General features: G+C 68.8%; 20 protein-coding genes. 7 read left to right on the forward strand and 13 right to left on the reverse strand.

Annotated elements, in window-relative coordinates; translation table 11 throughout:
* Window positions 1-36 precede the first annotated feature (36 nt).
* Window positions 37-1,647 carry a benzoylformate decarboxylase gene (gene mdlC, locus ACFXIV_RS33485; protein WP_379400028.1) on the forward strand — a complete coding sequence of 537 codons (1,611 nt, stop codon included), beginning with the start codon at window positions 37-39 and terminating at the stop codon, window positions 1,645-1,647.
* 140 nt (window positions 1,648-1,787) lie between these two features.
* Here mdlC and ACFXIV_RS33490 read toward each other — a convergent pair whose 3' ends face one another.
* Genes ACFXIV_RS33490 through ACFXIV_RS33525 form a run of 8 tightly spaced genes read right to left on the reverse strand, consistent with a single transcriptional unit; the run spans window position 1,788 to window position 7,576 of the window.
* On the reverse strand, window positions 1,788-2,516 hold the full coding sequence (locus ACFXIV_RS33490) for a hypothetical protein (protein ID WP_379400051.1): 729 nt from the start codon (window positions 2,514-2,516) through the stop codon (window positions 1,788-1,790).
* A gap of 5 nt (window positions 2,517-2,521) precedes the next feature.
* The gene (locus tag ACFXIV_RS33495) at window positions 2,522-2,968 is read right to left on the reverse strand and encodes a nuclear transport factor 2 family protein (RefSeq protein WP_379400027.1); all 447 of its coding nucleotides are present in this window, start codon (window positions 2,966-2,968) and stop codon (window positions 2,522-2,524) included.
* On the reverse strand, window positions 2,955-3,908 hold the full coding sequence (locus tag ACFXIV_RS33500) for an aromatase/cyclase (protein ID WP_379400026.1): 954 nt from the start codon (window positions 3,906-3,908) through the stop codon (window positions 2,955-2,957). The genes ACFXIV_RS33495 and ACFXIV_RS33500 overlap by 14 nt, the downstream gene beginning before the upstream one ends.
* A gap of 28 nt (window positions 3,909-3,936) precedes the next feature.
* Window positions 3,937-4,710: an SDR family NAD(P)-dependent oxidoreductase gene (locus ACFXIV_RS33505; protein WP_379400024.1), complete on the reverse strand. Its 774-nt coding sequence runs from the start codon at window positions 4,708-4,710 to the stop codon at window positions 3,937-3,939.
* Window positions 4,707-5,018 (reverse strand): acyl carrier protein, encoded by a 312-nt coding sequence (locus ACFXIV_RS33510; RefSeq protein WP_364615415.1) that lies wholly within the window; start codon window positions 5,016-5,018, stop codon window positions 4,707-4,709. The genes ACFXIV_RS33505 and ACFXIV_RS33510 overlap by 4 nt, the downstream gene beginning before the upstream one ends.
* A 46-nt stretch (window positions 5,019-5,064) precedes the next feature.
* Complete coding sequence (locus ACFXIV_RS33515; protein ID WP_379400023.1) at window positions 5,065-5,859, reverse strand: beta-ketoacyl synthase N-terminal-like domain-containing protein; 795 nt, start codon at window positions 5,857-5,859, stop codon at window positions 5,065-5,067.
* Entirely contained in the window at window positions 5,856-6,284 is a 429-nt protein-coding gene (locus ACFXIV_RS33520) for a beta-ketoacyl synthase N-terminal-like domain-containing protein (protein WP_379400022.1), read from the reverse strand. The genes ACFXIV_RS33515 and ACFXIV_RS33520 overlap by 4 nt, the downstream gene beginning before the upstream one ends.
* Complete coding sequence (locus ACFXIV_RS33525) at window positions 6,281-7,576, reverse strand: beta-ketoacyl-[acyl-carrier-protein] synthase family protein (RefSeq protein WP_379400021.1); 1,296 nt, start codon at window positions 7,574-7,576, stop codon at window positions 6,281-6,283. The genes ACFXIV_RS33520 and ACFXIV_RS33525 overlap by 4 nt, the downstream gene beginning before the upstream one ends.
* A 202-nt stretch (window positions 7,577-7,778) precedes the next feature.
* Between ACFXIV_RS33525 and ACFXIV_RS33530 the strand changes: the two genes are divergently transcribed.
* The gene (locus ACFXIV_RS33530) at window positions 7,779-8,525 is read left to right on the forward strand and encodes an SDR family NAD(P)-dependent oxidoreductase (protein WP_379400019.1); all 747 of its coding nucleotides are present in this window, start codon (window positions 7,779-7,781) and stop codon (window positions 8,523-8,525) included.
* A 6-nt stretch (window positions 8,526-8,531) separates the two neighbouring features.
* Here ACFXIV_RS33530 and ACFXIV_RS33535 read toward each other — a convergent pair whose 3' ends face one another.
* Window positions 8,532-9,443 (reverse strand): zinc-binding dehydrogenase, encoded by a 912-nt coding sequence (locus ACFXIV_RS33535; protein WP_379400017.1) that lies wholly within the window; start codon window positions 9,441-9,443, stop codon window positions 8,532-8,534.
* Window positions 9,444-9,599: 156 nt separating this feature from the next.
* Between ACFXIV_RS33535 and ACFXIV_RS33540 the strand changes: the two genes are divergently transcribed.
* Genes ACFXIV_RS33540 through ACFXIV_RS33555 form a run of 4 tightly spaced genes read left to right on the forward strand, consistent with a single transcriptional unit; the run spans window position 9,600 to window position 14,662 of the window.
* The gene (locus ACFXIV_RS33540; RefSeq protein WP_379400015.1) at window positions 9,600-11,225 is read left to right on the forward strand and encodes an ABC transporter substrate-binding protein; all 1,626 of its coding nucleotides are present in this window, start codon (window positions 9,600-9,602) and stop codon (window positions 11,223-11,225) included.
* On the forward strand, window positions 11,213-12,175 hold the full coding sequence (locus ACFXIV_RS33545) for an ABC transporter permease (protein WP_379400013.1): 963 nt from the start codon (window positions 11,213-11,215) through the stop codon (window positions 12,173-12,175). The genes ACFXIV_RS33540 and ACFXIV_RS33545 overlap by 13 nt, the downstream gene beginning before the upstream one ends.
* Window positions 12,172-12,999: an ABC transporter permease gene (locus tag ACFXIV_RS33550; RefSeq protein ID WP_379400011.1), complete on the forward strand. Its 828-nt coding sequence runs from the start codon at window positions 12,172-12,174 to the stop codon at window positions 12,997-12,999. Before ACFXIV_RS33545 ends, ACFXIV_RS33550 begins: the two co-directional genes overlap by 4 nt.
* Window positions 12,977-14,662: a dipeptide ABC transporter ATP-binding protein gene (locus ACFXIV_RS33555; RefSeq protein ID WP_379400009.1), complete on the forward strand. Its 1,686-nt coding sequence runs from the start codon at window positions 12,977-12,979 to the stop codon at window positions 14,660-14,662. The genes ACFXIV_RS33550 and ACFXIV_RS33555 overlap by 23 nt, the downstream gene beginning before the upstream one ends.
* Here ACFXIV_RS33555 and ACFXIV_RS33560 read toward each other — a convergent pair.
* The 4 genes from ACFXIV_RS33560 to ACFXIV_RS33575 form a co-directional block, all read right to left on the reverse strand.
* Complete coding sequence (locus tag ACFXIV_RS33560) at window positions 14,602-15,459, reverse strand: BTAD domain-containing putative transcriptional regulator (protein ID WP_379400007.1); 858 nt, start codon at window positions 15,457-15,459, stop codon at window positions 14,602-14,604. The genes ACFXIV_RS33555 and ACFXIV_RS33560 overlap by 61 nt on opposite strands.
* A 47-nt stretch (window positions 15,460-15,506) precedes the next feature.
* Window positions 15,507-16,169: a TetR/AcrR family transcriptional regulator gene (locus ACFXIV_RS33565; RefSeq protein WP_379400005.1), complete on the reverse strand. Its 663-nt coding sequence runs from the start codon at window positions 16,167-16,169 to the stop codon at window positions 15,507-15,509.
* Between the two features lie 173 nt (window positions 16,170-16,342).
* Window positions 16,343-17,245 (reverse strand): MBL fold metallo-hydrolase, encoded by a 903-nt coding sequence (locus ACFXIV_RS33570; protein WP_379400003.1) that lies wholly within the window; start codon window positions 17,243-17,245, stop codon window positions 16,343-16,345.
* Entirely contained in the window at window positions 17,242-17,580 is a 339-nt protein-coding gene (locus tag ACFXIV_RS33575) for an antibiotic biosynthesis monooxygenase family protein (protein ID WP_379400001.1), read from the reverse strand. Before ACFXIV_RS33575 ends, ACFXIV_RS33570 begins: the two co-directional genes overlap by 4 nt.
* A gap of 200 nt (window positions 17,581-17,780) precedes the next feature.
* Here ACFXIV_RS33575 and ACFXIV_RS33580 point away from each other — a divergent pair, with 200 nt between their 5' ends.
* The gene (locus ACFXIV_RS33580) at window positions 17,781-19,313 is read left to right on the forward strand and encodes an MFS transporter (protein WP_379399999.1); all 1,533 of its coding nucleotides are present in this window, start codon (window positions 17,781-17,783) and stop codon (window positions 19,311-19,313) included.
* The last annotated feature ends 20 nt before the right edge of the window (window positions 19,314-19,333 follow it).

The following is a 19,333-nucleotide window of genomic DNA, read 5'->3' on the forward strand; positions in this document are numbered from 1 at the left end:
GCTGTGCCCACTGGAGAAAGGGGCTGATCGATCATCATGACCACGAAATCGTCCGTACAGAGCGTCACATACGATTTGCTGAGGTCGCTGCGCCTGACAACGATCTTCGGTAATCCGGGTTCGACCGAGGAGACATTTCTCAAGAACTTCCCGGATGATTTCACCTACGTTCTGGGGCTGCAGGAAGCGTCTGTCATCGCTATGGCGGACGGCTTCGCCCAGGCCACGCGGCGTCCTGCGTTGGTGAACCTGCACTCTTCGGCGGGGCTGGGAAACAGCATCGGCAACCTGGTCGCGGCCTATCACGGACACACGCCGCTGATCGTCGTGGCCGGTCAGCAGCATCGCGAGTTGTTGATCGGCGACCCGTACCTGAGTAACCGCGACGCAGTGGCGATGCCGAGGCCGTGGGTGAAGTGGTCCTATGAGCCCGCACGCGCCGAGGCCGTGCCCGAAGCGTTCATGCGTGCCTACGCGATGGCCGTGCAGCCTCCTGCCGGGCCTGTGTTCTTGTCCATTCCGCTCGACGACTGGAACCAGCCACTGGAAGGGCCCGCGGTACTGCGGGATGTCAGCACGACCTACGCGCCCGACCCGGAGCGTCTGCGGCGCTTCGCCGAGCGCATCACGGTGAGTCGGCGGCCGGCCCTGATCCTCGGGCCCGACGTGGACCGGGCCCGCGGGTGGGACGCCGGCATCGCGCTGGCGGAGAAGTTGCGGGCTGCGGTGTACAGCCCTCCGCTCCCGGATCGCGCTTCCTTCCCGGAGGACCACCCGTTGTTCCAGGGGTCGGTCGGTATGTCGGTCAAGGCCATCGGCGAACGGCTGGCCGGACACGATCTCGTCGTGGTGATCGGGGCCGAGGTCTTCCGCTACTACCCCTACGTACCCGGCGACATCCTGCCTGCCGGAACCGAACTACTGCAGATCACCGACGATCCGGGGATTGCCGCGGCCGCCCGTGTCGGGGACAGCCTCCTGGGCGATGCCCGGCTGTCGATCGAGCTTCTCACCGAACTGGTGGGCGACGGCGCAGGCCGTGAGGTGCCCAAGCCCATGCCGCGCGACCGGAAGCTGCCGGAAACGTCGAACGGCACGCTCACGCCTGCCGAGGTCTACGCGGCGCTCAGCGCAGTCCGTCCCGAACACGCCGTCTTCGTCAACGAGTCCACCTCGACCATGGCCCAGCATGCCAACTGGCTGCCCGCCGTGGAGCCGGACTCGATGTTCGCCACTGCCAGTGGTGGTATCGGCTGGGCCGCACCGGCTGCGGTCGGTGTCGCACTGGGCGACCGCGACCGTGGCGTCACGCGCCCGGTGATCGGTCTGATCGGGGACGGCTCGTTCCAGTACTCGGTCCAATCGCTGTGGACCGCAGTACAACACAATGTGCCGATCGTGTACGTCGTGATGCGCAACCACGAGTACTCCATCCTCAAATCCTTTGCCGCTCTGGAACAGACACCGGGCGTCCCCGGACTCGACCTCCCCGGTCTCGATATCGCTTCCGTGGCAAGAGGATTGGGCTGCCATTCCGTCGACGTCACCTCCGCCGGAGACCTCGAGAAGGAGTTCCGGCTCGCGCTGGAATCCGGCACCACCACGGTCATCGTGGTGACCACCCAACCCGAGAAGGCCGCACTCTGAGCGATCAGCAATTCCGATTCCGCTCGAGCTCGGCCTCGTTCAGGTCGGCCGGTCACCAGACCCCATGCTCGCTGCCCTCCAGCGCGAGTTGGCGCGATCGAAGGAGCCGCAGGGAGACCTGCGGCTCCTTGGGGTTCGGGTTACTTGGTGGCCGGTGGGGTGAAGGGTTGGTTGATGGTGGTGAAGTATTGGGCGGCGGCGAGTATGGCTACCGGGGCGGTAACGAGGAGTAGGCCGGCTACGGTGCCGAGGGGGGCGATGGCGGCGATGCCGCCGATGCAGCCGACGGCGGCGGCGGGGAGGAAGGGGCCGAAGAGGCCGACGATGGTGGCGGAGGCGGCGGCGGCGCCTGCTGCGCCGCCTAGGAGGCAGCCGACGGCGGCACCGCCCAGGCCTCCTACCAGGGTGCCGATCGCGGCGCCGGTGACGAGGGTGGTGCCGAGGCGGGCCCAGGCGGCTTGTTCGCGGTCGTATTCGTTTTTCCAGGGCGCCTGGTTCTCGTAGGGGAGGGCGACGGGTTGGTAGACCGCGTGGTCGAGGTCGAAGCGGGGGGTGAGGACGGCGGTGCGGTTTGTGATGTCGGCGGTGATGGGGAAGACGAAATCGTCTACGCGGAAGGATAATTCGGTGCCGGCAAGGGTGGTGCCGTCAGCGGCTTTGATCTTGAAGGTGCCGTGGTCGTCCACCAGGGAGCCGGCGTCGGTGGTGATGGTCAGCGCGCTGTCGGTGCGGACGGCGGTGTAGTCGACTCGGCCGGTGGTGCCGGAGTCCGCTTGTGCGGCGCCGGAGTCGGCGTGTGCGGTGGCGGGTAGGGCGGTCAGGGCGGTGGCCGTGAGCAGGGCGAGGCCGATGTTCTTGTGCAAGAGGATGACTTTCAATTCGGGGTGGTGAGGATGGGGTCGTGGGTGATGCTGCGTTCGCGGACCAGCCACGAGGCGCCGTGCGGAACGAGGTGATCGCGGATATCGGTGCTCAGGTGCAGCCGCGGGGACTGCCCGGGGCCGGTTTCGACGACCAGGGAGTAGAAGCGGGTGCGGATGGTTCCTGTTGCCGCGCCGTCGTTTTCGATGGTCAGGTTGCCCAGCCAATGGCGGCGCACGAGGCCCGCGGCGCGGAGTCGTTCCGAGGTGCGGCGCAGCCCGTCGGCGATCTCGGCCCGCCCGGTGTGGGTGGCGGCCCGCTGCGGATGGATCAACAGCCCGTCGGGTTCGAACTCGGCCGCCCATTCGTCGACGCGCCCGTCGTCGAGCAGGCGCAGGTGCGCGGCATAGAACTGCTGGAGGTCGACATAGAGCTGGCGGGTGCGGTCAGCGTCGGACATCGGAGCCCCGTTCGGTGGATTCGGCCCATTTCTTCGCGTTCTCGAGGGTGGACAGGGAATTGCGGCCCAGGGCGTTTCGAATGAAGGCCGTGGCATCGGCGAGGGTCTTGCCCGTGCCGAGGATCGAGGGGATCGCCTCGGTGATGAGGGCGACGGTGTGCTCGGAGGTCGCGAGCGTCCCCCCGTCGCGCGGTGTGAAACTCCAGCGACCGCGGTGCAGGGAGAGCAGCGCGGGCAGCCGAGTCTGCTTGTAGACGATGTCGCCGGAGTCGAGGACCACGCGCCACGAGGCGGTGGTGTGGACGTCCCCGTCCGGTGTCCGGGTGTCCAGGCTCAGAAACTGGTGTCCGGGTTCCGGTTCGGTGAGGGTGACGGCGTCGACGTGGGCGAGTCGCTCCGCCCACAGGTCGGCGCGGTCGATGAATTCCCGGACCCGCGCCGGTTCGGCGTCGATCCACAGCGAGTCCGCGAACGTGACGGTGGCCTCGGGTCGCCGGGCCAGCGCCTCGGCCGCGGACTTGAGCGATTCGAGCTCCCGGGTCGAGTTGGTGTCGACCGCGGCCTCGATCCACTCCCGGGCTCCCGCGCTGTCGTCGGGAGAGAAGCTGTGCAGTAACAGCACTCGGCTGTTGTCGGCGTCGATCTCCTGCACCACCCATTCCCCGCTCATGGAGGCGACCGGGGGTGCGGAGACCACCTGCCGGAAAGTGATCCGGCGCTGTTCGGGGTGGAAGGTGCGGCGCGAGGTCCAGGTCTTCAGTGACTCGTTCGCGGTGGCCCACAGCCGGATGTGGTCGCCGGAGGCGTCGTGCTCGAGGGTCTCGGCGTGGATGGTCGGGGGAAAGATGTTGGGCCAGTTGACGACCGAGCGCAGCGCGTCGTGCACCGCCTGGGCCGGCGCCGCGATCGTGATGGTGTGTTCGGTGTGATGGAGGCTCATCCGAGCCACCTCCCAATCTCTCGGTGGCTCAGTAGTTGCCCAGTCCGCCACAGACATTGATGGCCTGCGCGGTGATCGGCGCGGCGGCGGGCGTGGTGAGATAGCCGACCAGTCCCGCGACCTCCAGCGGAGTCGAATACCGCCCCAACGGGATCTTGGCCTCGAACTTCTCGAGCACAGCGGCCTCGGTGGTGTTCCACACCTCGGCGTAGCCGCGCCGGACCCGTTCTGCCAGTGGGGTTTCGACGTATCCGGGGCAGACGGCGTTCACCGTCACCCCGGTCTTGGCCAGTTCCAGTCCGAGCGCCTTGGTGAATCCGATGACGCCGTGTTTCGACGCCGAATAGGGCGCGCCGAGCACCACGCCCTGCTTGCCGCCGGTCGAGGCGATATTGATGATGCGGCCGTCCTGGGCGTCGAGAATTCCGCCGTGCGACAACACTTCTCGCGTCACCCGGAAGGTTCCGGTCAGGTTGATGTCGAGCACGTCCTGCCACAGCGCGTCGTCGATGTCCCGGGTGACGCCGCCGCCGTTGCGGCCCGCGTTGTTGACCAGCACCGTGACCGGTCCGAACCGCGCGACCGCCGCCGCGACGAAGGCCCGCACGTCGTCGGTCGATCGGACATCGGCGGCGATGCCGTCGATGGTGATGCCTTCGGTGCTCAGCTCCTCGACCGTGCTCTTGACCCTTCCCCCATCGCGGGCGTTGATGAAGACCTGATATCCGGCCAGGCCCAGCGTGCGGGCGATCTCGAGGCCGATTCCGCTGGTGGCCCCGGTGACAATGGCGTGCTTGCTCATGCGAGTGCTCCTGAGGATGGATCGGAGGCACCGGCGTCCTGGCCGGCGCCCTCCGCGAGGGTGGTGTTGACGAGTTCGAGAAAATCTCGAACGGTCACGGCGTCGACGACCGAACTGTCGAGAAGCTTGATCCCGTAACGGATTTCGATCTGGTTGGACAGTTCCAGGACCGCGAGGGAGTCGTATCCCAGGTCCTCGAATGAGCGATCGGTGATGTCTCCGCTCAGGTCGATGGTCTCGTCTTCGCCGGCGACCCGCTGCAGTACCTCGCGCAGCTGGTCGGTGGTCACGGCTGGGTTGGCAGACACCATGTGCCTCCCTTCTCGGTCGGGTGCTGTTGGGGGAGTGGGGTTTTCATCGGACGCCGCGCAGGACCACCGCTGAGGTGAACCCGCGCCCACCGCGGGCGAGCACGAGCGCGGCCGGTGTGGTCAGCTCACGCGGCTCCCGGACCAGGTCCAGGCGGGTGGGGCAGGGATAGTGCTCGAGGCCGGGGGTGGGCGGGATGGTGCGGCTGTCCAGCGTGAGAGCGGCCGCGGCGATGTCGAGCGCCCCGCCGCCCGCGAACAGTCGTCCGGTCCCGGTCTTGGGTGCGGTCACCGGGACCCTGTGCGCGCCGAATACCGCGTCGAGCGCGGCGATTTCGTGATCGTCCTGTTCGCGGACTCCGGCCGCGTCGGCGAACACCACCCCGATCTCGCCGGGCGCAATGCGGGCGTCGGCGAGCGCGGCCCGGACGATCCGGGCCAGCGCCGGTGGCCGCGGTGAGCCGGGCCGCGGATCGAATCCGCTGGCATACCCGCTGATGTGGGCGTAGACGTGCGCACCGCGGTCGCGTGCCCGGTCCGGATGTTCGAGGACGGTCAAGGCGCCGCCTTCGCCGGGTACGAAACCGTCGGCGGTGTCGGCGAATGGCTGGTAGGCCCGTTTCGGGTCGGTGCTCGTGCTGACATTGCCCGCAGCGAGCGTGGCCAGCCAGCCCCACGGCGAGAGCACGGAATCGAAACCGCCGGTGAGCACCAGCGGGGTGCCCGCACGCACCAGCCGGCGCGCCTTACCGACCGCGTCGAGGCTGCCCGCCTGGTCGGCCACCACGACACTCGAGGGTCCGCGCGCGCCGTGCCTGATCGCGAGCTGCCCCGTGTTCACGGCGTAGAACCAGGCGAAAGACTGATACCGCTGACATGGCGACTGCCCTGGGCCCATAGTTTCTGCAGCTCCTTCTGCCCGAACTCGAAGCCGCCGCTGGTGCTGGCGGTGACCACTCCGAGTTCGAAGTCGTCCCGGTCGTCCGGGGTGATGCCGGCGTCGCGCAGCGCGGCGTCGGAGGACACCAGGGCGTGCCGGGTGGAGATGTCGGTTTGCGGAAGCAGGCGGCCGGACAGCGGCGAGGGGTCGAAGTCGCGAATCTCCCCGGCCAGGGTGGCGGTGTACGGACTGGGATCGAAGCGGGTGATCCGGTCGATCGCCGAGCGCCCCGCGAGGGTGTTGCGCCAGTAATCCGCCACGGTGACTCCGGTCGGCGCGTGGACGCCGATGCCGGTGACGGCGGGATCCACCGCGAGTCCGGTCATGGCGCGACCAGCACTGCGGCACTCTGGAATCCGCCGAATCCGCTGCCGACGCTCAGCACGGTGTCGGTGCGCTGGCCGCGCGCGGTCAGCGGCACGTAGTCCAGATCGCAGCCGGGGCCCGGGTTGTGCAGGTTGGCGGTCGGCGGGATGACGTCGGTGTCGATCGCCAGCGCCGAGGCGGCCAGCTCGAGGGAGCCGACAGCGCCGAGCGAGTGCCCGATCATGGACTTGATGGAGCTCATGGGAACGCGCCGGGCATGGTCGGCCAGCGCCCTTTTCACCGCGGCGGTCTCGTGCAGATCGTTCTGTTTGGTTCCGGAGCCGTGGGCGTTGACGTAGTCGACCGCGGTGGGGTCCACCCGGGCCTGGTTCAGCGCGGCGCCGATGGCCTCGGCCATCTCCACTCCGTCGGGCCGCAGGCCGGTCATGTGAAAGGCATTGCCGCGCGTGGCGAATCCGGCGAACTCGGCGTAGATGTGCGCGCCTCGGGCGCGGGCCCGGTCCCAGTCCTCGAGGATCAGGGTTGCGGAACCCTCGCCGAGGACGAAGCCGTCCCGATCCCGGTCGAACGGACGCGACGCGTGTTCCGGGTCGTCGTTGTTGGGGCTGGTGGCCTTGATGGCATCGAAGCAGGCCACCGTGATCGGTGAGATCGGGGCCTCGCTGGCGCCGGTCACGACGATATCGGCGGCTCCCTCGCGGATCAGATCGGCGCCGTGGCCGACCGCGTCCAGCCCGGACGTGCAACCGGTGGAGACCACCGAGGTTGGTCCTTCGGCGCCGATCGTCCAAGCCAGCTCCGCGGCAATGGAACTGGGCACCAGGTAGTCGAAGAGCTGCGCCACCGCCCAGGCCGGGTCCACCAGCCATTCCCGGCCCTGATCGCTGACCAGGGAGTACTCGCGTTCCAGGCCCGTCGTGCATCCGACCGCACTGCCGATGCTGATGCCGATCCGCGCGGGGTCCACGGTGCCGAGATCGAATCCACTGTCCTGCAAGGCTTCCCGGGCGGTGGTGACCGCGAACTGGGTGACCCGATCCCAGGCCCGCTCCTCGCGCCGGCTCAATCCGTGGTCGTAGGGCCGGAAGTCGATCTCGCCCGCGATCCGGGACCGGTAGCCGCCGGTGTCGAACGAGCTGATCCGGCGGGTGGCGGTGCGGCCCGCGGTGAGCAGGTCCCAGAACTGGCCGGTGCCGACCGCTCCGGGAGCCAGTACGCCGATTCCCGTGATCGCGACCCGGCGCGGTCCGTGCGCCTTTGTTGTCTTTGCTTGCGCCCCAACGTATGCCATGTTCCATCCTTTCGAGTTCGGAACAACTGCTGGCGATCGCCACGACTTCGTGTCAGTGGCGTCGACACTCGCATCGGCTGCTGGAGGCGACGCCGACGAATGCTGGAGGACCACTGGAATCGGCTGCTCCAGCGATCCTGTAGGCGGTTGTCGGGCGGGTGTCGGCACAGTCGAGCGACGACTGTCACCTGAAGGAGAAGTAATGACTGTGCAGCCGAATGGTCTGGCCGAACGCCGCATCGTGATCACCGGAGGTGGCCGCGGGCTGGGCCGCGTGGTGGCCGAGGATCTGCTCCGCCACGGCGCGCGCGTAGTGATCGTCGGAAGGGAATCGACTGCGACACAGTGGATTCAGGAGCACCACGCCGGAAGCGCCGTGACTGCGGATGTCACCGACGCCGTGCAGCTGGCGGCGGCCTTCGCCGAGGCCGGCAGCAGGCTCGGCGGTGTCGATGTGGTGTTCGCGAACGCCGGCGTGAGCCGTCCCGGCCCCTTGGCGGTCACGCCGCCGGAGAATTTCACCACGGTGCTCGAAACCAATGTCGTCGGAACGTTTCTCACCCTGCAGGCAGCGGTGCCCTATCTGGCCGACTCCGGGTCCGCCCGGTTCATCGCCCTGTCGTCGGCCCTGGCGCAGCGGATCGCGCCGGGCGCGGGCGCGTACTCGATCAGCAAGGCGGCCATCGAGACCCTGGTCCGTGTCGCGGCGATAGAGCTTGCACCGCAATCCATCTCGGTGAACGCCCTGTCTCCCGGTTTCATCGACGAGGGGATGGGCCGCGATCTCATCGCGAATCCACCGGTGTGGGACCGGTACCTACCGACCATCGCGGCGGGTAGGCCGGGGCGGGCCGGGGAGATTGCCGGTGTGGCCCGGTTCCTTGCGGGTCCGGACTCGGACTACGTCAACGGCCATGTGCTCGAGGTGAACGGCGGCCTCGCGTTCTGACGCCTGCTACCAGTGCAGGACCGCCTTGCCGTGAAAGGTCCGCTCCTGGAGTGCGGTCAGCGTGTCGTCGAGCGTGTCCAGCGGCCCGGTTCGGTTCACGGCGAGGTTCAAATCCCCTGCGGCCCAGCGCTGTCCGAGCCAGCGCAGATCGGCCCCGGCCCCGGTCCCGGCGTCGAGCTCGTCGAACAGGTTCACGTAGCTCAGACTCACCCCGGGCCGCCGATGTCCCCAATCGACCGGCAGCTCGAGCGGCGCGCGGACGGTATTGCCGAAACTCACCAGCACGCCTCGCGGTTTCAGCAGCTCGAACGCCGCCTGCAGCGTCGGTCCGCCGACACTGTCGAACACGACGTCGACCGGCCGCGGTGCGGTCGGTTGGCCTTCCGGAGAGACGACATCGAGCCCGGCACCGGTGATTTCGAGCCCAGTGCCGGTGAACCGGTGCCGGACCGACAGCACCTCGGCCCCGGCGGCGTGTGCGAGTTGCGCCAGCACCCCGCCGACGCCGCCACTCGTTCCGGTGACCAGCACGGTCCTGCCGATGATCGGCCCGGCCCGCCGGATGGCCGCGAGCGCCGTCAACCCGGCCACGGGCAGCGCGGCGAGATCGACGGCCGTGCCGGGGTCGTCGATGACGGCGACGTCGCGGCGCGGCACGGCGACCCGATCGGCCCACCCGTCGCCGCGCGCGAGCGCGACGACGGCCCGCGAGTGCGCCGGCCCGTCCGCGTCGGCGTCCTCGATCGTGCCGAGAATGTCCCAGCCGAGCCGGGATCCCGCCGGAAGTCGCTCCGCCCGGGTCAGCTCACCCCGGTTGATCCCGATGGCCTGCACCCGGACCAGCACCTCACCGGGCCCCGGCGTCGGCTCGTCGACCTCGATCAGCCGCGTCGGCGTCTGCCGGTCGCCGGTGGTCACTACCGCTCTCATCGCACACCCGTCCTGTCTCGTGTCTTCACGCGATCCAGCAAAACGACTGCCGCGCAACGCTGTCCAGCAAGGGCCGGACGCCTTCCAGCGTTCCTCCAGCGGCGCCGGAGCGCGGCTGCATCAGCGGCGACAACACTGCGAACCATGATGGGTAGAACCGTGTGGCCGCTGGCCGCCCTGCTGACCGCTGCCGCGCTGGTCGCGGGCTGCTCCCCGGGTACGGATGGCGGGGGATCGGACGGGCCGCCGGTGGCCGGCGGCACGCTGCGTTTCGCGCTGCCCTCGGAGCCGAGTTGCCTGGACCCGGGGGTGAGTCCCGCCGACGCCACCGCCCTGATCGATCGCGGTGTGGTGGATTCCCTGGTGGCGCAGGGCAATGACAACACCATCCACCCCTGGCTGGCGAAGAGCTGGACGATCAGCGATGACCTGACGCGGTACGTCTTCACCCTGCGCGACGATGTGGTGTTCCACGACGGCACCCGGCTCGATGCCGCCGCGGTCAAGGCGAACTTCGATCGGATCGTCGATCCGAACACCAAATCCCAATGGGCGGCAACGCTGCTGGGACCGTACAGCCGGTCGACCGTGATCGACGAGCACACCGTCGAGGTGGCGTTCACCGAGCCCTTCCAGCCGTTCCTCGCGGCGGCGAGCACCACCGCCCTGGGTATCCAGTCGCCGAAGAACTTCGCCGACAACGCCGGCAAGCTCTGCGATCACGTGGTCGGGTCGGGTCCGTTCACCCTTGCCGGGCATACCGCGCAGCAGAGCGTCAGCCTCGCCAAGTTCGCCGGATACGGCTGGGCCCCGGAGACTTCGGCGCATACGGGGCCCGCGCACCTCGATGGTGTCGAGTTCCGTTTCGTGCCGGAGAACTCGACCCGCATCGGGGCGTTGACCAGCGGCCAGATCGACGGACTGCTGTCGGTGCCCGCGCAGAACGTCAGCGACCTGAAGGCGGATCCTTCGCTCCGGTACACCCGCTACGACGCACAGGGCACCGGCTACGGCGTCTACATCAATACGCGGCGGGGTCCGTGGCAGGACCCACGCGTCCGCCGGGCGTTGCAGCGATCGACCGATGTCGACGCGATCCTGTCCTCGATCTATTTCGGCGTCTACAGCCGGTCCTGGAGCATCCTGACCCCGGCCACCCAGTTCTACGATGCGGCACTGGAGAATTCGTGGAACTACAGCACCGACGAGGCCAACCGGCTGCTCGACGAGGCCGGGTGGAACCAGCGCGACGCAGCGGGCTACCGGGTCAAGGACGGCGTCCGGCTCCGCGCGACCTGGACGACCACCAAGGCACAGGACGAATCCAACTATCGGGGCCTGGTCGGGCTGGCCATCGTCGCCTCGGCCGAGAAGGTCGGCATCGAGATCGTCCGCACCAATGTCCAGACCGGTGAGCTCTTCCAGCTCGTCGCGCGCGGCGACTACGACCTGTTCGACACCAGCTGGTCTTCCAACTCGCCGGACATCATGCGCAGCTTCCTGCTCTCCACCGCCAAACCGATGGCGGGACAGAATATTTCGTGGGTGAACGACCCGCAGGTCGACGCGTGGGTCGGCAATGCCGCGCGCACGCTCGACGCGGGCGCGCAGCGCGCGGACTATGCCGCCGCCCAGCACTGGGCCATCGATCAGGCGGTGCTCGTTCCGATCTTCGTGCCCGCCAGCCAGGTCGCGACCCGGACCCGGGTGCACGGTCTCGCCGCCGCCCCGGCGTCGTACCCGGTCTTCTACGATGCGTGGCTGAACTGATGGCCGCCCTGGTGACCGTCGCCGGTGCGATCCTGCGCCGGGTACTCGGAATCGCCGGAATCCTCACGGGGGTCGCGACCGTGACGTTCCTGGCCATGGCGCTCGTGCCCGGCGATCCGGCCTACGCCATGCTCGGCAACGCGCCCGCGACCCCGGCGACCCTGGCCGCCATCCGTGCGCAGATGGGCCTGGACGAGCCACTGCCGCAGCGGTTTCTGCACTATCTGGGCCGCCTGGCCCGCGGCGATTTCGGCGAATCCTTCCAACGACAGCAGCCGGTACTGCATGTGATCGGCGAACAGCTCACTCCGACACTGCAACTCGCCGCAGCGGCCATCACCCTCGGCGTCACGGGTGCATTGGTCACGGTGGTCGCGACCTCGGGGACACGCCGTGTGCCGCGGGTGCTCGCGCACGCGCTGGAGCTGATCGCGGTCTCCACGCCGACCTTCTGGACCGGCACCCTGCTGCTGGCGGGCCTCTCGTTCCGCCTGCATCTGTTCCCCTCGACCGGGTCCGGTCCGGCGGCCTTGGTCCTGCCCGCGACCACCTTGGCTGTGCCCATCGGCGCGCTGCTCGCCCAGGTGATGCGGGACGGCGTGGACGCGGTCATGTTGTCCCCGTTCGTGCTCAGCGCCCGCGCCCGGGGGTTGGGTGAGCTGGACATCCGAATCCATCACGCGCTGCGGCACACGCTGCTGTCCGCCGTCACGGTCAGCGGTTGGCTGGTCGGCGGTCTGCTCAGCGGCGCGGTGCTGGTCGAGACGGTGTTCGCGCGCCCGGGTCTGGGGCGAGTCCTGTTGTCGGCGGTCACCACTCACGATTTTCCGGTGGTCATCGCACTGGTCATGTTCGGCTCGCTACTGTTCATCGCCGTCAATTCCGTGGTGGACCTGGCCTACCGGGTCATCGATCCGCGCTCGGCGACGCCCTCGGGGGTGGCCCGGTGACCGCGACGCCGAACGTGCGGCTGCTCTTGCCCGGCCTCATCGCCGCCGTGCTGGCGGCCTGTGTCCTCGTGCCCGGCCGGATCGCGGCGCGATCGCCCATCGAGGTCGATCTCGGTCAGGCGCTGGCGACGCCCGGCCGCCACCACTTCCTCGGCACCGATCAGCTCGGACGAGACATCTTCGCGCGCATTGTCTTCGGCGCCCGCTATTCGATCCTCGTCGGTCTCACCGCCACCCTGCTGGCCGTGCTCGGTGGCACGCTGATCGGGCTGTGCGCCGCGCTCGGCGGCCGGCTCATCGACACCGTCGTCGCGCGGGGGCTGGACATCGTGCTGGCGTTTCCGGGCGTCCTGCTGACGCTGTTGGTGATCGCGATGCTCGGGCAGGGGGCGGGCAGCCTGATCGCGGCGATCGCCATCGCCGAATCCGCCTCGTACGCCAGGCTGGTCAGGTCGCAGGCCCTGGTGGTGCGGAACGCCGACTACGTGCGGGCGTCGATCGCGCTGGGCCGCTCGCCCGGATATCGGATCGTGCGCCACATTGTCCCGAACTCGCTGCGCCCGACCGTCGTGCTGGCGACCCTCGGCGTCGGCAGCTCGATCATGATCGGTTCGGCCCTGAGTTTCCTGGGGCTCGGCCCGAAAGAGCCCACCCCCGAATGGGGTTCGATGCTCGCGGCGGGCCGTGAACTGCTGTCCAAGTCGTGGTGGGTGGCCGTTCCGCCCGGAGCCGCCATCACCCTCACCGTCGTCACCGTCACCGTGCTCGGCCGGGCACTGCAACAACGTTGGGAGGGCGGCCTTGCCCGTTCTGCACGTCGATGATCTGCACGTCTCCTTCGGCCGGGGCGGTGACCGGGTAGCGGCGGTGCGTGGCATCGGTTTCGAGCTCGCGGCCGGTGAATGCCTGGCGATCGTGGGGGAATCCGGGTCCGGAAAGAGCGTTACCGCCCGCGCGCTGCTGGGCCTGACCGGACCGGGCTCGACGGTCGCCGCCCGGTCTCTGCGCCTGGGCGACATCGATCTGGATCGATTGTCCGCGCGGGAGTGGCGTTCCGTGCGCGGTCGGGAGATCGCGCTGATCCTGCAGGACGCGCTGATCTCGCTCGACCCGTTGCGGCCGGTCGTGGCCGAGGTGGGCGACACGCTACGCGCGCACCGGCTCGCGCGCTCCGCGGCCGACCGCGCCCGCCGGGTCGACGAGTTGCTGCGATCGGTCGGCATCGACGATCCGGAACTGCGCAGAACCATGCGCCCACACCAGCTTTCGGGCGGGCAGCGGCAGCGGGTATTGATCGCGTCCGCCCTCGCGGGCCGACCGAAGGTGATCATTGCCGACGAGCCGACGACGGCCCTCGACGCCACCGTACAGGCCCGGATCCTGAAACTGCTGGCCGCCCTGCGCGATGACGGCACCGCCCTGCTGCTGGTCAGTCACGACCTGTCGGTGGTCGCCGGAATCGCCGACCGGGTCGCGGTCATGCACGAGGGCCGTATTGTCGAACAGGGCCCGGCCGCACGGGTTCTCGGCGCACCCGAGCACCCCTACACCCGCCGGCTGCGGGCGGCGGTCCCGACTCCCGGCAAACGGGGAAGGCGGCTGTCCGGGGATGGCTGGACCGTCGCGCGATCGGAACCGGCGGTCCGTGCCGGCGCCGGGACCGAATCCGCGTCGCCCGCCCTGTCCGTGACCGGGTTGTGCAAGTCGTTCCGCGTGGCCCGCGGCCGGTCGGTGGCGGCGGTCACCGAGGTCGGCTTCGAGCTGCCGGTCGGCACCACGCTGGGCCTGGTCGGCGAATCCGGCTCCGGCAAGAGCACCACCGCCGCACTGGTTCTCGGCCTGCTGCGACCGGACGCCGGCACCGTCACCCTCGGCGGCCAACCCTGGAGCGCCCTGCCCGAGCGGGCCCGCCGGGCCCGGCGTCCGCAGGTCGGCGTCGTCTGGCAGGACCCGGCGAGTTCGTTCGATCCCCGCTGGGACGTCACCCGGATCATCGGTGAGGCCCTGCCCGCGCGCGGGCGCAGCGCCGCCGATCGGCGCAAGCGAATCCTGAGCCTGCTCGATTCCGTCGGTCTGCCACAAACTTTCGAACGGCGGCGGCCCGGCGAGATGTCCGGCGGGCAGCGCCAGCGGGTGGCCATCGCCCGCGCCCTGGCCTCCGATCCCGCCGTCCTGATCTGTGACGAGCCGGTCTCCGCCCTGGATGTCACCATTCAGGCGCAGATCCTGGATCTGCTCGCGGATCTGAAAGCCCAACGGGGACTGTCGATGCTGTTCGTTTCGCACGATCTCGCGGTCGTGCAGCACCTCAGCGACTCCGTGGCGGTGATGTCCACGGGCCGGATCGTGGAGCAGGGGAGTGTCGACCAGGTCTTCGACACTCCGCAGCACGACGTCACCCGGGCCCTGCTCGCCGCGGTCCGGCTTCAGCCGCAGAGCGAATCCACCTGCGGTCGCAGTCGACCCGCGATGAGTTCGGCCGAATAGCGCGAGGCGGCAACGATTTTCGGTGGCGGAGCCAACTCCGGAGCGCTGCGCAGCACCTTGTGGTGCAGTTGCTGCAGCGCCGGGGTGGGCTCCAAGCCCAGCTCCTCTGCCAGCCGGTGCCGCAACCGCTCGTACACCTGCAGCGCGTGCGCCTGCCGGCCGGAGCGGTAGAGCGCGATGATCAGATGCGCGTGCAGGCTCTCCAGCAGCGGTGAGCGCTGCACCATGCCGCTGAGTTCACCGATCAGTTCGCGATGACGGCCCAGCCGCAGGTCCACCTCGATGCGGTGTTCCAGGATCGACAGCCGCACCTCGTTCAGGCTGGTGGCCCACATGGTCAGCACCGGACCGGGTTTGATGTCGGTGAAGACCGGGCCGCGCCACACGGCCAGGGCCGCGCGCAGCGCGCTGTCGGCGCTGTCGTCGTCCTCGGCCGCCAGTGCCAGCCGGGCCAGCCGGACCTTGTCCTCGAAGACGTCGACATCGAATTCCCCGGGGCCTACATGCAGGAGGTAGCCGCGTTCGCGGGTCTCCAGCCGGGACTCGCCCCGATCCAGGTTCGAGCTGTGCTCGCCGAGGCATTTGCGCAACTGCATGACATAGGTCTGGAGCGTGGAGGCCGCCGAGGACGGCGGCGCGGACTCCCACAGTTCCTCGATGCAGTAGTCGGCCGAGATCACCCGGTTCGCGTTCATCAACAGCAGGGCGAGCAGTTGGCGCTGCTTCGGTGCGCTCGGGACTGCGCCGACACCGTCGATGCAGCACTGCAGTGATCCCAATACCCCGAATTTGATCATGTGTAGCTCCCGAGCTGTATGAAGATTTCAGCGCGCCGGAAATCCGGTCACGCTGGTCGTTCGATCGCGTAGGCGCGCAGAATCAGTCGTGCGGCGCGCGCCGAGATCTCTGCGGCCCGGTCCGGCGTGAGCGCGATGGTGCCGAAGGCCGAGGCCTGCTGGCCGTCGTGGGACAGCTGCGCGAAGAACTGGCCCGCCACCTCCGCCGGTTCGGTCGTCTCCAGAATGCCCGCCGCGGCGAGCACTTCGAAGCGATGGGCGAGCCATCCGGCGATCCGCGGCCCCTGCGCCACGGATTGATCGGCACAGACCTGATGCAGGTCCGGGTGCCGCGCCACCTCACCGACGATCAGCCGCCGTACCGCGGACACCCGCTCGGACAGGGTCACCGCGAGGAACAAACGCCCCACCGTGACCAGATCCTCGAAGACGGTGTCCGGATTCCGCAGCAGGCGCGGATCGAGTTCGTCGGCCGTATCGGCCGCCGCCCGCACCCCGGCGAGTACCACCCGGAACAGGGTCCGTTTGTCGCCGAAGTAGTTGTAGATCGTCTGCTTGGACACGCCGGCCTGCTCGGCGATGGCCTCGACACTGGTTCGCTCGTAACCGAATTCGAGAAACGAGTCCGTGGCGGCATCCACGATCACCGACCGCTTGTTGGCCGCGCGTGATTCCAGCGCGACTGCGGCCCGGGACGAAGCTGACACCATGGGCACACTCCTTCATTCGAAATGCGATCCGATTCCACAGGCTAGCCAGCGTCCGCCGGGTGCGGAATCGTCCCGCTCGCCGTGATCGGAAGGCTTCGTCAGTATTTCATAATCTGTTACGGCACAGTCGAATTGGTGACATGGTCGGCAATCGTCGGGTGGGCGTGCCGAGGTCAGGCGGAGGCCGGGATCGAATGCCCCAGGAAGGCCGCCATATCCGCCAGGACCGGTCCCGAGCGGATCGGCGTGGCGGTGTCCGCGATCTCGGCGTACGCACAATGGAGATTAGCCACCAAACGCTCCGGTTCATTCCACGACGACCACGGATGGTCGCCCAGTCGCGCCGGATCGACCTGGCGGGCCGCCTCGAGTGGCGTCGCGCCGGACGGCATCGCGTCCCCGGCCACCGCGAGCAGCCAGTCGAGATAGTCACGGGTCTCGGTGAGGACGTGACGGTCGGCGACCTCGCCGTGGCCGCCGATGATGGTCTCGGGCGCCAGGTCCCGTAGCCGATCGATCCAGTCGAGCATGCCGTGCACCGAACCCGACAGCAGGAACGGTGTCGTGCCGGGCATGACGAGATCACCCGCGATGAGGACCCGCGCGTGCGGTACCCACACCGCCAGATCGGCGTCGGTGTGTCCGATACCCCCGGTGAGCAGGTGGATCTCGCGCTCACCGGCGTGCAGGACGGCCCGATCACCCACCCCGACACCGGGCAGCACCAAAGGCAGGTCCCCCCAATCGATCTCGGGCCACAGGGCCCGCACCGCCCAGCCGTTGCGAGCCATCGCCGGCCGGCACCGTCGATGCGCGACGATCGGAGCCGGGGCGAACAGCGCGTTCCCCGCCGTGTGGTCCCCGTGCCAGTGGGTGTTGATCACCATCGCCGGTGAGCCCGCGCCCATCCGCGTCAGCGCGGAACGCAAACCGCGGGCCCGGCTTTCGGTGCCCAACGTGTCCACCAGAACGGATTCGCCGTCAGCGCGGACGAGCGCGGCATTGCTCACGCACCAGCCGCCGGGGCGCTCGATATAGGCGAAGACATCGTCGGCGACCTCGTCGAGTGCACTCACCCCGGCTGACCGGCCGATCGAATGATCCGGCACAGCTGCGGATCTCCGGACGCCACCTCACCGACCCGGGTGCGGGTGCGGAATTCCGGATTCGAGGTCGCGCGCAGGAATGCCTCGCGGCCGGACCAGCGAGCGATATTGATATAGACGTCCGGATTGCTCTCGGATTTGAGCAATTCGTAATGCCGGAAGCCGGGTTGCCGCGAGAAATAGTCCGCGACATCGGCATAGATCGATTCGAATCGCTCCGCCGGACCCGCCAGGCGCAGGACGTTCACGAAGACGTACTCGGACTGCTGCCCGGCCGCTACCGGGTCGGTCGTTGGATCGGACACCGATCGTCCTCACTTCTCATCGATCGAACACGTGTCTCCAGCATGTGCGCGGGATCTGCAGCGCCACTGGAGTCCCGCTGGAGTCTCGCTGGAGTCCCGCTGGAGCCGGATTGACGGTGGACTCATGAGTCCAGATATTGGACCCATGAGTCCATCGGACTCGAATCACCTTTGTGTCCAAGGGAATTGGAGCCCAATCCATGTCCACACCGTCTCCGTCGCTCGACACCACACGGTCCCGGATTTCCCGTCCGCCGGATTGGGCGGTGCTGAGCCTGCTCTGCCTGGGGCAGCTGATCGTCGTCCTCGACCTTTCGATCGTCAATGTCGCGCTGCCCGCCATCCAGGGTTCGCTCGACTTCTCCGACGCCGGACTGCAATGGGTGGTCAACGGCTACGCCATCACCTTCGCCGGCTTCCTGTTGCTCGGCGGCCGGGTCGCCGACCTGATCGGCCGCCGGCGGGTGTTCCTCATCGGCCTCACCATTTTCACCCTCGCCAGCCTGGCCGGTGGTCTGGCCAGATCGTCGGAATGGCTGGTGATCGCCCGCGTCATCCAGGGTTTCGGCGGCGCGCTGCTCTCGCCCGCCACCCTGGCGATCCTGTCGACCACCTTCACCGAGGGCAAGGCGCGGGCCCGTGCCACCGCGGCCTGGGGTGCGATCTCGGGGGCCGGGGCCGCACTGGGGTCGGTGCTCGGGGGCGTGCTGACCGATATCGCCAGCTGGCAGTGGATCTTCTACGTCAATATCCCGCTCGGTGCGCTGGCCCTGGCACTGACCTATCCATTGCTCGGTGAGAGCCGGGGCGCGGCGGGGAAGCGGCTCGACGGGGTCGGTGCCGTGCTCGTCACCACGGCGCTGGTGGCGCTGGTGTTCGGTGCGGTGGACTCCCAGAACCACGGCTGGTCCGCACCCTCGACCTGGGGGCCGATCGCCGGCGCGGCCGTGCTGCTGGTCTGGTTCACCCTGCACGAGGCCAAGGTCGCGGCCGCGCCGCTGATTCCGTTGTACGTCTTGAAGATCCGTTCGGTCGCCTTCGCCAATATCGTCATGTTCTGGATCGGCGCGGCGGTGATCGCGCACTTCTACTTCCTGTCGCTGTACATGCAGAACATCCTGGGCTACAACGCCTTCCGCACCGGCATCGCGTTCCTGCCCGGCGCGGTGGCGATGACCATCGGCGCGTACTCGGGTCCGCCGCTGGTCAAGCGATTCGGGGGCGTCCGCCCGCTGCTGACCGGCGCGCCCGCGTTGAGCGCGCTCGGCTTGATCTGGCTCGCGTTCGTCCCGGATCACGGCTCCTTCGCACTGCATGTGCTGATCCCCCAGGTCCTGATCACCCTCGGTGCGGGCTTGGTGATGGTGCCGCTGGTCATTGCCGCCACCGGCGGCGTGGCGCCCGCCGAGGCCGGCGTGGCCTCCGGAATCATCAACACCACCAGGCAATTCGGTGGAGCCATCGGACTGGCGGTGCTGGCCACCATCGCTGCCTCCCGGACCGGTTCCGGCAGTGGCGGCCACCCGCCGTCGCACGCTGAGCTGCTGTCCGGCTATCACGCCGCGTTCGGTGTCGGCGCGGTCTTCGCAGTGGTGGCGCTGGTGTTCACCTTCGGGCTGCGGACCGCCGCGCCGCCCGCACCGGCGGCGGCGACCCCGGCGGAGCCGGAGATCGACGCACCTGAGTCCGATGCCGCTCTGGAGACCACCGAAAGCAGTCCCGCCCGCCCATGACCGGTGCCGGGCGAGGGTCC

The organism is Nocardia sp. NPDC059236, from assembly GCF_042754085.1.
Classification (GTDB): domain Bacteria; phylum Actinomycetota; class Actinomycetes; order Mycobacteriales; family Mycobacteriaceae; genus Nocardia.